The sequence below is a fragment of the Ferruginibacter lapsinanis genome (assembly GCF_020783315.1).
In the GTDB taxonomy this organism is placed as follows: domain Bacteria; phylum Bacteroidota; class Bacteroidia; order Chitinophagales; family Chitinophagaceae; genus Ferruginibacter; species Ferruginibacter lapsinanis.
Map to the genome: position 1 here is coordinate 1,922,719 of NZ_CP086063.1, position 14,827 is coordinate 1,937,545.

Annotated in this window: 8 protein-coding genes; 1 reads left to right on the forward strand and 7 read right to left on the reverse strand. The window is 38.5% G+C overall.

Annotated features, from left to right (window positions below; all coding sequences use genetic code 11):
- Positions 1-2 precede the first annotated feature (2 nt).
- Positions 3-4,877 carry an Ig-like domain-containing protein gene (locus LK994_RS08290; RefSeq protein WP_229759607.1) on the reverse strand — a complete coding sequence of 1,625 codons (4,875 nt, stop codon included), beginning with the start codon at positions 4,875-4,877 and terminating at the stop codon, positions 3-5.
- A gap of 226 nt (positions 4,878-5,103) precedes the next feature.
- Here LK994_RS08290 and LK994_RS08295 point away from each other — a divergent pair, with 226 nt between their 5' ends.
- The gene (locus tag LK994_RS08295; protein ID WP_229759608.1) at positions 5,104-9,837 is read left to right on the forward strand and encodes a PKD domain-containing protein; all 4,734 of its coding nucleotides are present in this window, start codon (positions 5,104-5,106) and stop codon (positions 9,835-9,837) included.
- A gap of 67 nt (positions 9,838-9,904) precedes the next feature.
- Here LK994_RS08295 and LK994_RS08300 read toward each other — a convergent pair whose 3' ends face one another.
- The 6 genes from LK994_RS08300 to LK994_RS08325 all read right to left on the reverse strand — a co-directional run bounded on the left by LK994_RS08300 (position 9,905) and on the right by LK994_RS08325 (position 14,770).
- On the reverse strand, positions 9,905-10,546 hold the full coding sequence (locus LK994_RS08300) for a response regulator (protein WP_229759609.1): 642 nt from the start codon (positions 10,544-10,546) through the stop codon (positions 9,905-9,907).
- 125 nt (positions 10,547-10,671) lie between these two features.
- Complete coding sequence (gene dapB / locus LK994_RS08305) at positions 10,672-11,388, reverse strand: 4-hydroxy-tetrahydrodipicolinate reductase (protein WP_229759610.1); 717 nt, start codon at positions 11,386-11,388, stop codon at positions 10,672-10,674.
- A gap of 108 nt (positions 11,389-11,496) precedes the next feature.
- Positions 11,497-12,072: a DUF5683 domain-containing protein gene (locus LK994_RS08310; RefSeq protein WP_229759611.1), complete on the reverse strand. Its 576-nt coding sequence runs from the start codon at positions 12,070-12,072 to the stop codon at positions 11,497-11,499.
- On the reverse strand, positions 12,072-12,989 hold the full coding sequence (locus LK994_RS08315; protein ID WP_229759612.1) for a ParB/RepB/Spo0J family partition protein: 918 nt from the start codon (positions 12,987-12,989) through the stop codon (positions 12,072-12,074). The genes LK994_RS08310 and LK994_RS08315 overlap by 1 nt, the downstream gene beginning before the upstream one ends.
- Before the next feature lie 87 nt (positions 12,990-13,076).
- Positions 13,077-13,877, reverse strand: coding sequence for a ParA family protein (locus LK994_RS08320; RefSeq protein ID WP_229759613.1), 801 nt, complete (start codon positions 13,875-13,877; stop codon positions 13,077-13,079).
- 209 nt (positions 13,878-14,086) lie between these two features.
- A complete protein-coding gene (locus tag LK994_RS08325; RefSeq protein ID WP_229759614.1) occupies positions 14,087-14,770 on the reverse strand; it encodes a metal-dependent hydrolase in 684 nt (227 codons plus the stop codon).
- Positions 14,771-14,827: the final 57 nt, after the last annotated feature.

The following is a 14,827-nucleotide window of genomic DNA, read 5'->3' on the forward strand; positions in this document are numbered from 1 at the left end:
ATTTATTTAAGCAGTGTTACATTTCCTTTGTAAGTAAATGGTACGCCATTTTCGCAAAGAACTTCGGCTGTATAAACATATACTGCTGGTTCAGCAGGTTTGCCATTTATATTTCCATCCCATCCATAAGCAGGAGTGTTAGGAGGGAAATTACTTTTTTCAAAAACGATCTGCCCCCACCGATTAAATACCCTGAATGATTTTATTAGCCCGATGCCACTACCTCTTACCATTAATACAGAATTTTCGGGTAACCCTCCCTGTGGGGTAAATGTATTTGGAATGAATACTTGTGTTTTTTCACAAAATACTTTTACACAGATCGTATCGGAACCGCTGCAGCCATAAATATTTGTGGCTTTTACAATATAGCACTCGTCCTTTTTAATATTCGCAACAGGAGTAGCACATACCGCATCATTGCAATCGATATCCTGTGAGGGTGTCCATTCAAATATTTTCATGGGTAAAATATTGGGAGCGCTGGCATTTGTGATGATGGGTTGTAAATGTAAAAGATTACCTGCCGGAAGAACATAGTCATGTTGAGTAAATCTAACTATCGGATAGCCGCCGATGCCTATCATTGTATCGGAACTGGTACTGCATCCTGTTTGTGGTGAAGTAACCGTAATGCTGTATCTGCCTGCATCCTGTGTGATCACATTATTGATTTGTGCATTCGGTGCATTAACAGGAAACCCTCTGCCGGGGCCAGCCCATGTATATGTTAATATTGGATTGGGGCCAGGTATAGAACTGGTTGCTTGTAAATTAAGGTTATCTCCGATACACAAAGGAGCATTGGTAATTATTTGCGGTTTGGTTGGTGCTTGTTTAATATCCACTAAAAAATTCACTTCTTCCGAAATGCAATTATTTTGAATCGCATAAACAATATATGTTCCTCCATCAGTCACTTTTGCATTCGGAAAAGTTACCACTGTATTTCTGTTGGTATCAGCTATCGAACCAAAAGCTGGTCCAACCCAAACATAATCTATCGGTCCTGTTTGAGAACTTGTTGGTGATGATGCTGACAAATTTAATTGTGTGCCGGTGCATAAAGGAGGATTATATCCTGCTACCGGTTTTGCAGGAGGGGTCGGGTCTTTTAATACAAATACATCAGGGATCTTTTGTGATGCACAACCTTTTGCTTCCACGTAAATATTTTTGTAAGTGCCTCCTACCAAAGGTATGGTGATCTTGCCTGTGGCGTCACTGGTGTCAGTTGCCTGGTAGGAAGCCAGAAATTTATCATAATAAACAGTCACGGGAGTATTTGGCATCGCATTGTTATTGATGTCGAGAATGTTTAACACAATTGATCCTGACGGTACACCACAGGTTGGTGGACTTGTAAAATTTGAACTGATTATTTTTGGAGTAGGATTTACAATTGCAAGTATTTTTGATTTTGGTCCTTCGCACTGATAGCTATTTGACTGACTTGCATAATATGTGAACTCTGCCGGAACAATTGTATTGATAACGGGTGCTGTTGCTAAAGCTGTTTGATTTTCATCATACCAATTGATAGTATTGCCAGGTAATGCATTAGCTGTTAGTGCTGAGCCAGGGGCCCCCAAGCAAAAGTTGACTGTATCTGAGCCGATCGGTGCAGGAGGTACCGGGTCAACATTGAGCGTTAATAAATATGGAGCTCCGTCACATGGATTTTGTGAGGCATTCGTTGGTGTAACTTCTATCTTGATTGTTTGCCTGTTTGTCCCTGTATTTGTAAATGATAAATTGATATCAGGTGCAGATGCAGAAGATGTGCCCGATGTAATGCCGACAACATCTGCAGGCAATACACCTGCAACATTCCACGAATAATTTGTATTAGCAACTGTGGAAGACGGAGTAAAAATGGCTGAACCACCAGAACAAATTGTTTTAGTAGATGCAGGAAAAGTTAGTACAGGACTTTCGTCTATTGTTACACTTGCTGTTGTTATATACCCCGGGCAAGGTGGAGATGGAATAATAGTATAGGTTACGGTATAAGTACCTGGCGTACTCAAAGATGGATTAATATCTCCTGTAGTTGCATCGATGGACAGCTTAGGATCGGAAGTAAAACTTCCGCCGTTAGTTCCGGTAATTATTCCTTGTTGTGGTATAGTAATACCATGGCAATAAGGTGAGCCCGGGTAGTTAAGTGTTGCTATTGGGGCGCCACTTACAGTAACAGGAGTTGTAACTATAAGGTCCGAACATCCTCCTGAACCCGGTATAGTATATGTTATTGTGTAATTTCCGGGAGTTGCACCTGAAGGAGTGATTGTTCCTGTTGTTGCATCAATTGTCAGGTCGACTGTTGCAGGTAATACATTATAAGTTCCTCCACTCGTTCCAGTTAGTGTTACTGTTACTGGGGGATTGGGAGTTGCAGGGGTATTTGTAACATTACAAAGATTTTTTGGCGTATAACTTATTGTTGCGACTGGTGCTTTTGTTATGGTAACTGTAGCTGTGGTGGTAAATCCGGGGCAAGGGGCAGCAGGAGGTATCGTATACGTTATTGTATACGTTCCCGGTGCACTTGTTGAAGCAGTGATCGTTCCTGTTGCATTATCAATGGTCAAGCCGGTAGTTGATGAAAATGTCCCCCCTGTTGAACCTGTTACTACAACACTTTTAGGTAATTCTGAAGTGCAAATTGTAGAAGGGTAATTTATTGTGGCAGTAGGTGTACCATTTACATTTACGGTTGCTTTTACGGTAAAATTACCACAACCTCCTGCACCAGGTATGGTATATGTAATAGTATATGAACCAGGTGTAGCTCCTGCCGGGCTAAGTTTCCCTGTGGCAGCGTCAATAGGTAAACCAAAAGAAGGAGAGATGGAATAACTACCACCAGTCGTTCCCGTTAGTATAGCGTCAACGCTAGGAGCACCTGTTACATTGCAAAGGTTTGTCGGAGTATAAGCAATAGATGCAGATGGGCTTGCTTTTACATCAACAGTGATAGATGTTCTGGGACTTTCGCCACATCCAGTAAACTGACTTACATAATATGTTGTAGTACCTATAGTAGTTGTCTGTGGAACAGGAGCAACCAGAGAACCTGTACCTCCAGTAGAAACGGTGTACCATCTTAAATTATTACCCGAAACAAAGAGAGGTGACGCAGTTTGTCCCTGACAATAGATAATAGTTGATGGGGTGGCAATCGGAGCTGTAGGAAATGAATTGACCGTTACGTTAGTTGCAGCCTTATTGCTTTCGCAATTGTTAACGGTTTGTGTAACATAATAAGTAGTGTTACCGATTGTAGTAGTTGGAGGTGTAGGTGCCGTTGCTGATCCTGTGCCTGTTGGGGTTGTATACCATAATAAATTAGTACCCGTTGCTGAGAGTGCGGTAGCTGTTTGATTTTGACATAATGCTACGTCGGATACACTTGGTGGGTTGGGGGCGGCATTGACTGTAACGGTAATTGGCACTTTAGGGCTTTCGCATCCGTTAGCTCCTCCAGATTGACTTACGTAATAAGTGGTATTGCCAGGGAAAAAGGTAGATGGCGTTGGGGCTGTAGTGCTGCCGAATCCTCCTGTGGATGTATACCATAATAAACCATTACCCGTTGCCGTTAGTGGAATGGCAAGCTGATTTTGACAATATGTTACGGGAGTAGCACTGACTGTTGGTTCAGCAGTTACGGCTTTTACCTGTATCTGTTTAGTTTTAGTATCGTTACCACATGCTGCATTGGATGCTGATAGTGTTACATTATATGTACCGATTGTCGCATACGTATGACAAGGTGGGGTTGTTCCTGTATAGGTAGGGGTACCATCTCCAAAATCCCAAATAAACGTACTAGCGTTGTTACAGAAATTACCACTATAACCACCTGTTGTCAGATTGGTAAAACAAACCGGGGTATTAACACAGGGGGAAGCAGTTGAGCTACTGAAATCCGCAATTGGCTTCTTTCTTATTACTATCTGGTTCAAAGTGTATTTGGTAACAAAGCATCCGTTGATAGCATTCAATGTTGCTGTAAAATCGGGCGTAGGACAGGAAGATGTTGTATACGTATGTGAAGTTAAATAAAATGAATTTGTTGGATTTAAAGGATGAGATAAACTGATATTTTTTCCATCGCCGAAATCCAGTTCATAAATTGTACCCGGTGAATTATTGAACCAATTACCTATCTGAAATTCTATTGCGGCGGGAGCACACAGTCCGGTTGTAGGAGACGTCGTTGTTAAACTGGCTAAAGGATTTGTACCATTATAAAATTTATAATTTTTTACTTTCTTGCAACCGTTAGCAGGGGTAATGGTAAGTGTAATATTAAAATATCCCTGAGCATTGTAAGTATGATTGGTTGTTGCTCCGTTTGGCCAATCTGTTTGTGTAAAAATAGCGGAACCATCTCCCCAGTTTATTTCATAAATGCAGCTGCCGCCAGCAGTTGTAGAACTATTGCTAACTTTTAATTGATATGTTTGGTTGCCATCACAATTGGTAAAAGGGGCATTTAAATAGCCGATGTCAGTTAGCTCCGGTATTGGAGCAGCTAAAACTGTAAGTGAATTTGCACTACTGACTGAGCCTTTGGGAGTAGTAACAGTAATAGTCCCATTTGATTGTGCTGCTGCTGTTGTAGTAATAGAAGTAGCACTATTTACTATAAAACTTGCGGCATTAATATTACCTAATTTAACTATGCTTGCATCCGTAAAATTAGTGCCTATAATTGTAACATTTTCACCTGTGCAAATTTGACTTGGAGAAAAAGATGTAATTGTCGGGGCTTGTGCAAAACCTATTTGTGCGGTGATTATAAATGCACTAAATAAAATCCATACTTTTTTAAAACTCTTCCTAAAATCCGATAAACATAAACTCATAAGGTGATATAAGTTGATCTGCTAGGATATAGGTGGTTAATAATGTGATTGTTCCGAAGATAATGATAAAAATTTAATTTTTTATTCGTATGTCAATTTAATTAAATACATGTAATAGATTGTGCAAACTATCTTAACATCCTTCCATTATTTACTTGCATTTCTTGCAACTGTTTGTTACTTTCATAGCACCAGTATTTTGCTTTGCCACCTTTAACCTGTATGTATGAGAAAAATTATACCCTTCCTAGTCCTGTTATTGGCATTATCACAAACACACATCCTACGAGGGCAGAGTTGCTGTCCACAATTTTCGTTAAGAGATAATGGTCATATTTTCCCCTGTAAAACGGATGACAGATGTGTGGGAGGTTCTAATGGCGGGCCGCTACAGTCAACGTATGCCTGTAAAAACAGTGTAGCTAATTACACTGTATTCCCCAATTTACCCGGATTTACTTATGTATGGACAGTTGTTGGAGGTACTCCAACAAGCTTTTCCGGAAATCCTATCAGCATTACCTGGGGCAATGGAAGTACGGGTTCATTACAAGTGATCGTTTCAAATAGTAGCGGAAGCTGTATAGATACACTCACTGAAAATTTTTGTTTGTTAACCCCTCCATCGGCAGCTTTTAATTTTATACCTAATGCAAATATTTGTTCGGGTACACTTCTACAATTCAATAATACCTCTTCCGGCGCAAACAGTTATTATTGGGATTTTGGAGATGGGAACTCTTCCAGCGCTTCAAATCCTACACATCAATATACATTGCCCGGTACCTATAATGTAGTGCTTACTATTTACAATGTGTTTGACGGAGAAAGATGCGGTTGCCCTGATACAATGTTGGCGGTTATTACGGTGGATCCTGGCACATCTCCCGAAATAATATCAAGTTGTTCAAAAATGCTTTGCCCTAATGATACTGCTACCTATTGTGTCAACTCAACCTGTCCGCCTTTTAACTGGACAGTAAATGGAGGAACGATCATTGGTCCGGCCAATCAGCAATGTGTGGTGGTGCAATGGAATAATCCTCCGGTAAATTATCCTACATCCGTAACCGTTAGTACGGGAACTTGTGTTGGACAATGCAGTAATGTTGGTACGTTAAATGTGCCGGTTTTGTATAATAATATTCCTATAACAGGTAATACGGTTGTGTGCCAAAATTCATCACAAACTTATTCTTTGCCATCCTTACCTGGTACATTTTATAGTTGGAGCGTAACAAGTGGTGGCAATATTAATGGCCCTGATTCGAATACGAATGAGATCAATGTTTTATGGATAGGGGCACCAGGTAGCACAGATACTATTACCTGTATTTACTCAAATCCTTATACAGGCTGCGGCGATACTTCCATTTTGATTGTAAATATTAAACCCAAGTTTGTTATCAACGGTACTTCCCCTTTGTGTGTAGGTAATGTGGGTAGTTATTTTGTTACGGATGGTGGAGCGGCAGATTTTACGATTACTCCTAACAGTGGCTTCACTGCAGGATCGTTATTAAATACACCGATCATTACACCAACATGGAATGTAGCAGGAAATTATGTAGTGTTTGCGACTCCCGTTATTACTACGAATTACTGTACGCCTTCATCTTCATTTAATGTGATAGTTAATGATACGCCTGCCATAGGATTGATTTCCGGTCAGCAGGTAATTTGCCCCGGCGGTAGTTATGTGTACAGTGTAGGAACGAATATGCCCGGAGCCGGACAATTTACATGGACAGTTACACCAGGAGATACTATTCTTTCTGAAATGGGAGCACATAAAGATTCGGTAGTGGTGAAATGGAATGGAACAGGACTACATACAGTTAGTGTATATCAAACAGTAAATGGCTGTCCTTCAAGCGTAGCGACTTTGACTGTAACAACAGTGCCTCCACCGGTTATACTAACGGGAACGGCTAATGCTTGTGTAGATCAAAATTTTGCCTATATTGCCAATAATACTTTACCAAGCGGAAGTTATACATGGAGTATACTGCCTGTTAATTCAGGAACTATTACCAGTGGGCAAGGAACCAATTCAGTGCAGATTCAATGGCATGGATCGATATTTAATCCTGTTACTTTTGATACAGTAGTGGTAACTACTTGTGGTGGCACTGATACATTTTTTGTAACAGTGGCAGAGCCACCTGCTACCAGTATTGTGCCTACAGGCTTTTTATGTTCCGGTATAACATTAACGTCAACTTTAAGTGGTGTTTCTTATCAATGGTATTTGAATGATAATCCATTACCAAGTACCAATACACAGTTTATCAATATCAATCAGGCAGGAACTTATATGGTGTATGTATATCAATCTCCCGGAGCTTGTCCGTCGAGAGCAAAAATTACCATTTCTCCTGATCAAAAACCTTATTTAGTATTGCCATGTGGTACAGGCATATTTGACTATTTACCACCGGATACTACTTCTATAAAATATTGCAGCGGTCAGCCTATCAGTTCATCTATTAATGTTGCAACACCCGGAGGTCCTTGTAATTTTCAATGGTACATGAATACTTATGGTAATCCGGTTGGTACAAATTCGTCTTCTTATACAGCCACAGCTATTGGTTTGTATTGGGTGATTACTACCAATATAGCAAGTGGTTGCAAGGATACATTAGGCTATGTAAAAATTGATACTATTTGTTGTGATAATAGTTATGCAATGAATTTTGTTGAGTCAGGATGCGATACTATTCACTTTAAAGCAAACATTACTCCTGTGCCTAATCCACAGTTTCCTTATCATTGGTGTTTTGGAGATGGAGCCAGTGCAGTTACAGTGGTTGATACAGTCGATCACAAATATAAGTATGCAGGACAGTATACTGTTTGTTTGTATACATATGTAGTAACAGGTGGTGGAGATACCTGTGCAGAAAATTATTGCCGAACTATTGATGTGCCAATGGAAGCTGATTTTGATACGTTGATCACCTGTGGTGCTGTTACATTAAGTGATCTCTCAACGGCGATGCCGGCTTATAGTGGTTATTCTTATTTCTGGAGTTCCACAGGACCTGCAACGTTCAGTCCGTCAAATACTGCGGCTAACCCCACCATTACATATACCGCAGGAGGAACCTATATAGTTACATTAACTATTTCTAAAAATGGTTGTTCATCAACTATTTCAAAACCTGTTACAGTGTATCTGGTGAATGCTGCTATAAGTGGTCCAACAACAGTTTGTGCCGGCACAGATGCACCATTTAGTGCAACACCTGTCGGGCCATTGTATCAATACGCCTGGAATTTCGGAGATAATGCCACTTCATTTATTGCAAATACAAATCATTCATATCCAACACCAGGCCCAACCAATTACACCATTACGCTAACGGTAACGGATAGCCATGGATGTACCGATAGCGCAACGCATGCTATTAACGTGATCATACCTCCGCCATTGAATATTACACCCGATACATTTATTTGTCCCGGTAGTATGGCAACATTAACGGCTACGGCTGGTTTCCAAACTTATCAATGGTATCATAACGGAAATATTATTAATGGCGCTACTGCAGATACCTTGGCCACAGGAGCTATTGGTCAATATTGGGTGGTAGTAACCAGTAATAATGGTGGCTGTAATATCACTTCACCTATTTGTCAGGTATTTTACAGACCATTGCCTATAGCTGATATACAGGGTCAAACTGTAGCCTGTTGGGATGGCAGCAATCCTGCTAACATATTCCTATACAATGCTCCGGCTTTGTCTAACTATGCTTATCAATGGTATTTGAATGGAGTATTAATGCCGGCAGAAACCAACTATTATTTAAATACTTCGCAGAATGCAATCGGTACTTACAGTTATTCACTAACAGTTACGGATACAAGCATTAATGGTGGTTGTTCTGTATCTGATACTTTTTGTGTGATCGTAGGGTTGCAACCACAGGTGATTGTAACGCCTCCTTCCGGTGGTCCATTCTGTTCGGGAACGATATACACCTTCACTGCCGTAGGTTTACCGCCTAATCCAAATTATATTTATTATTGGAGTAATGGTGTATATGGTCCAATAATGAGTACGGGGCAATCAGGTAATTATTACGTAACGGTAACCAATCCGGTGAATGGCTGTTCCGGTAATTCTACCACAGTTTCTATCAAGAGAAGTCCATCTGCTATTTTATTCCCTGTTGGATGTGATACACTTTGTGATACGAGTAATATTGTGCCACCGCTTGCTTTAGCCGGAAACCTGAATTACAGCATTTACACGATTGATTGGTTTGATAATGGCAACTATATATTTACTGGGGCCAGCTTACCCGTTTCAACATTGGTTCCGTTATTAGGAAATCATAACATAAGTATAGTAGTTACTTTCAACGGATGTACTGATTCTTCTGATGTGTACAGCATATTTGTGATTGATTGTTCTTCAACGATACCTGTAAGGGTCTCTTCATTTTCGGTGAGTAAACAAAATAAGGATGCGTTCTTACGATGGGAGATGGGTGAGTCAATTAATGTCGATCATTATGAAATATTGCGTTCTGTAGACGGGGTGCGTTTTTCTTTGATCACTACTGTCAAAAATATTTCCGGAAATAATATTTATTCTTTTACTGATCAGTCATTGGTGCCAGGTACATATTATTATCGAATTAAAGTAGTGGAAAATGGTGGAGCAGGCTATTACACTACTATCAGAACTATAAAGATCAGTGATAATAATTCGATCAAATTATATCCAAATCCTGTTAAAAATGGAGTATTTACCATCGCTACCAGTGAGAATAAACATAAGAAAATAATGGTGTTTGATAGTCATGGTATGTTGAAATATACATACAGCGCAGCTGCTATAATATATAAAGTTGATGCTACTGCCTGGGCAAAAGGAATGTATATGGTAAGTGTAATTAGTGATGACGGACAGGTGCAAACGAAACAATTAGTGCTGATAAAATAATGGCCAGATTGTAAGGCCAGACCTGAAAATTAAAAGTAAGTAATGGTTCGGCCTTATGGTCGAACCATTAAATTAATTTATGCTCATAGGCATACTTGATCAGCCCGATAACGCTGGACGTTTTTGTTTTACGAAAGATATTTTTTCGATGGGTTTCAACCGTTCTCTCACTAAGAAAAAGTGAGTCTGCTATTTTTCTGTTACTGTATTCTTTTTCGATCAATTTAATGATCTCGATTTCCCTGGCTGTTAAATTTATCTCTTCATTTTCTTTTCTTACCTCAGCAGCTTTTGTCATTTCTGTCAATACATCCTGACTGAAATAAATACCACCTTCAGAAATTTTGGTGAGTGCAGTAACAAACTCCTGTTTGCCAATATTTTTTAAAACATAACCTGAAATATTAGCTTCGTCGATCATTTGATTTACCAAATCACCTTGTCCGCTCATTGAGAGCGCCAGAATTTTTATATCGGGGAATTGTTCTCTTACTTGTTTGGATAATTCAGCGCCATTCATTACGGGCATCATAACGTCAGTAAGCAGAATGTCAACATGTTTTTCATGAAGTAGCCGCAACATTTCTGTAGGTCGGTTGCATTCTGCAACAACTGTAAATTTATCAAGTCCGTTTAACAGTGATTTTAATCCATCAATTACAAGTTGATGGTCGTCTACGATAGCGAGTGCGATTTTTCCGTTCTTCATTTTGTTCAACTAAGGTTAGGGCGTAATCAGGTTGTTGATTTCGAATAGGAACAATTGAACTATACATGTGTACACAAAGATAGAGAACGAAAGTTTAAAAGCCGTTAATTTAATTACAGATATAATTAAAATCCAAGCACATCCTTCATGCTATAGATGCCTTTTTTATTTATTAAAAACTCGGCAGCTAACACAGCACCGGTAGCAAACCCTGTACGGTTATGGGCTGTGTGAATTATTTCGATGTCATCTATCGGTGAAGAATACTTTATTATATGAGTGCCGGGAGCAGGATCTATGCGTTCACTGATGATATTTAAATCATCTTTTTTGCTGCTGGGTTCATTTACCCATTTAGTTTTTCTGTCAATATTTTCCAATATCTGTTCTGCTAATGTAATGGCAGTTCCGCTGGGAGCATCTTTTTTTTGTGTATGATGAATCTCTGTCATACTAACGTCATACTCTGCATGCTGGCTCATTAACGCAGCCAGTTTCTTATTCAATTCAAAAAAAATGTTTACACCAACACTGTAATTGCTGGCATATAAAAATGAACCGCTTTTTGTTTCACATTCTTTTTTTACTTCATTCCATTTGTCTAACCATCCGGTACTGCCGGAAACAACTGGTGTGCCAGCATCAATGCATGTTAAAATATTTTGAACAGCGCTATGAGGGCCGGTAAATTCTATGGCAACATCACATTTGTTCAAGTTTGTTTTGGTAAATTCTGCGGCAGTATCAATGTCTATTTTTAAAGCAATGGTATGCCCTCTTTGAAGAGCGATCTCTTCAATGGCTTTCCCCATTTTACCATAACCGATCAGTGCAATGTTCATTTGTGATATTTAATGAGTTTAATAAATTGAATGGGTTTAATAAGTTGGACCTTTGAAATATTTTAAAGTCCTTAAACCTTATTATCCGGCTGCAAGTTAATAAAGAATTTATTTACCAATGTTTAAAACCAAACTTACTCCTGAGGTATTTGCCAAAGGGCTATAACCCGGCCTTAATTCCAAACTCAGATCATCATTTACATCAAATGCTTTGAGATGTGCATCAACAGTGGCGTCTACTACATTCAGTCCCCAAAATATGACAAAGAAAAGGACAGAGTAGTCTACATTTTGTCTGAATTCATTTCGATAACTTCTAATTGATTCTGCCGAAAGATTTTGAAATTTTACATATACCTGTCCGTCATTTGATGGGTCATTATCCGTTTTAAGGATGTAGGCTTTTTTCAAACGGTTATAATTCTTTACATTATATGAAAATACACCTGCGGTAGTTCCCAATGCTCCATATACCAACGGTAGTTTCCAGTATTTTTTATTATAGATCTGTCCCCAACCGGGTATAATGGCAGAACGAATAGTGGCAGTACGTGGATTGAATTTATTTTTTGTGGTGTCAGGGATTTTTTTAACAATGGCAATAGTACTGTCCTTCTTTGTTTGAGAAAAAGACAATAAACTAAAAAAGCAAAAAGAAAAAAGTATGAAAAAAAATTTTTGCATCAGCTAACTTTAATATTCAGCTTGTCAAGCAAGCTATTCAGTTCCTCAATTGAATAGTACTCAAAAGTAACCGAACCATATCCTTTTTTATTATGAGCCAATTTAACTTTAGTGTTGAATTCAGATGCTAAATTATCTTCAATTTTTTTGAACGCTGGTGGAAGCGCAGGTTTTGCAGAATTTTTAACAGTATTACCTCCTCCGGTATACAATCTTCGAACCAGTTCTTCAGTTTGTCTTACGGATAATCCTTTGTTTTTTATTTCGGAAAAAACGAATAACTGTTTGTCTACAACATCAATGCTTATCAATGCTCTTGCATGCCCCATTGAAATAACACCGGTACGAACAGCGACCTGAATATCCGGGGGTAATTTTAAAAGACGAATATAATTAGTAACAGTACTTCTTTCTTTACCCATTCTTTCAGCAACCTGTTCCTGTGTATAATCCAATTCATCCATAAGGCGCTTATAACTTAAACCTACTTCAATAGCGTTTAAATTTTCTCTTTGTAAATTTTCTAACAATGCCAATTCCAATAATTCAGCATCGTTGGCTTGTCTAACGTAAACGGGTACATCTTTTAATCCAGCAATTTTAGATGCTCTGAATCTTCTTTCCCCGGCAATTAATCGGTACTTGCCATTAGCCATTTTACTTACGGTAAGTGGCTGGATGATATCATGAATTTTTACAGAAGCAGCCAATTCACTCAATGCAGTTTCATCAAAATCTCTTCTTGGTTGTTTGGGATTAACTTCTATCTGATCTAATGGAATACGATTAGATGAAACAGTTTTTTCAACTACCTCTGTTTTTAATGACCCGGCAGTTGATTTCAGATCGGAATCAATATTTTGCAAAAGGCTACGAATTCCTTTTCCTAAAGCGTCTTTTTTATTGGGTTGTGTCATTTCGAGTTTTAAGTTTTAAGTAATAAGTTTTAGGTAGTGCTCTAAGGGTATGGTTATATTAACTTACTACTTAGAACTTACTACTTATTACTCAAGAATTTTATCTTCTTGTTTAATTTTAGTTAGATTGTTTTTTTGCAAAACCTCTTTAGCCAGATTTAAATAGTTAACAGCACCTTTGCTATCAGCATCGTATAAAATTACAGGTTTCCCAAAACTTGGCGCTTCACTGAGTCTTGTATTACGATGAATGATACTACTGAAAACCATATCTTCAAAATGTCGTCTAACTTCGGCTACCACTTGATTACATAAGCGTAAGCGACCATCGTACATGGTCATTAAAATTCCTTCTATTTGTAATTCAGGGTTTAATCTGTTTTGAACAATTTTTATGGTATTTAATAATTTACCCAAACCTTCCAAGGCAAAAAATTCTGTTTGTACCGGAACAACAACACTATCAGATGCAACCAATGCATTTACTGTGATCAATCCTAAAGAAGGGGAGCAATCAATAATGATAAAATCATAATCATCTTTGATCGGCTCTAATAATTTTTTTAATACACCCTCACGATTCGGGTAATTGATCATTTCAATTTCTGCACCTACCAGATCTATATGTGATGGTATCAGATCTAAATTGGGGACATCAGTTTTCAATAACACATCTTTTGCATTAGCTTCATTTACCATGCAGTCGTATAAACTCTGCGTTACATTGTGCAGATCAAAGCCTACACCGGTAGTACTGTTTGCCTGAGGATCAGCATCCACTAATAATGTTCTGTATTCCAATACTGCCAAACTTGCAGCTAAGTTTATTGCCGTTGTTGTTTTTCCAACACCACCTTTTTGATTCGCTATTCCGATTACTCTTGCCATATACCCCTGTCCCCTAAAGGGGAACTTAGTTTGTTAGTTAATAATTATTTAGTTACTCTATAAAAGTTCAATAATGGTATTCAGTAGAAAAGTGCGACGCAACGATGTTACATAGTAGTACCAATGCTGGTTTCACAAAAAACTTGCACCAATAAATTAAGAACTGATACATTTTATAAAAGTTGCTTCCCGGTTCCCCCTTTAGGGGGTTAGGGGGTATTGATTGTTTCTCCAATTTCCGGAAGGATTAATTCCAATCCCTTGCTTCTAAACAACTCAATTGCCTTTTGATGATCTATTTTAATAAATCCAAAGGTATCAAAATGTACTCCAATTACTTTTTTTGTTTGTATCATTTTGGTTGCTTCACTTGCATCTTCAATTCCCATGGTAAAATTATCACCGATCGGCAAAATGGCCAGATCAATTTCGGCAAACATCGGAATTAATTGCATATCAAGCGTTAAAGCAGTGTCTCCACTGTAATAAAAATTTATTTCATCTGTAATAAATATAAAGCCCATTGGGTTGCCTCCATAACTGCCATCAGGCAAACCAGAGGAATGTTGCGCTACTACACATTTTACTGTTCCAAAATCAAAATGCCACTTACCACCTGTATTCATAGGGTGCGTATTGGGTACGCCTTTTTTATTCAGCCATTCATGAATCTCCCAGCTGCAAACTACCTGTGCGCCAGTGCTTTGTGCAAGCGTAATGCAATCAAGCGTATGATCAGCATGTCCGTGACTTACAAAAATATAATCAGCTTCAATGCTGCCAATATTGATACTTGCCGCTAATTCGTTACCGGTAATGAACGGATCAAAAAGTATTTTTTTGCCTCCCAACACTACACTAAAACACGAATGGCCGTAATAAGTAAAGTCCATATTGGTATGTTTAATAATTAATATATATGTGACAGCTTGGCAAATTTAGCTATTCGG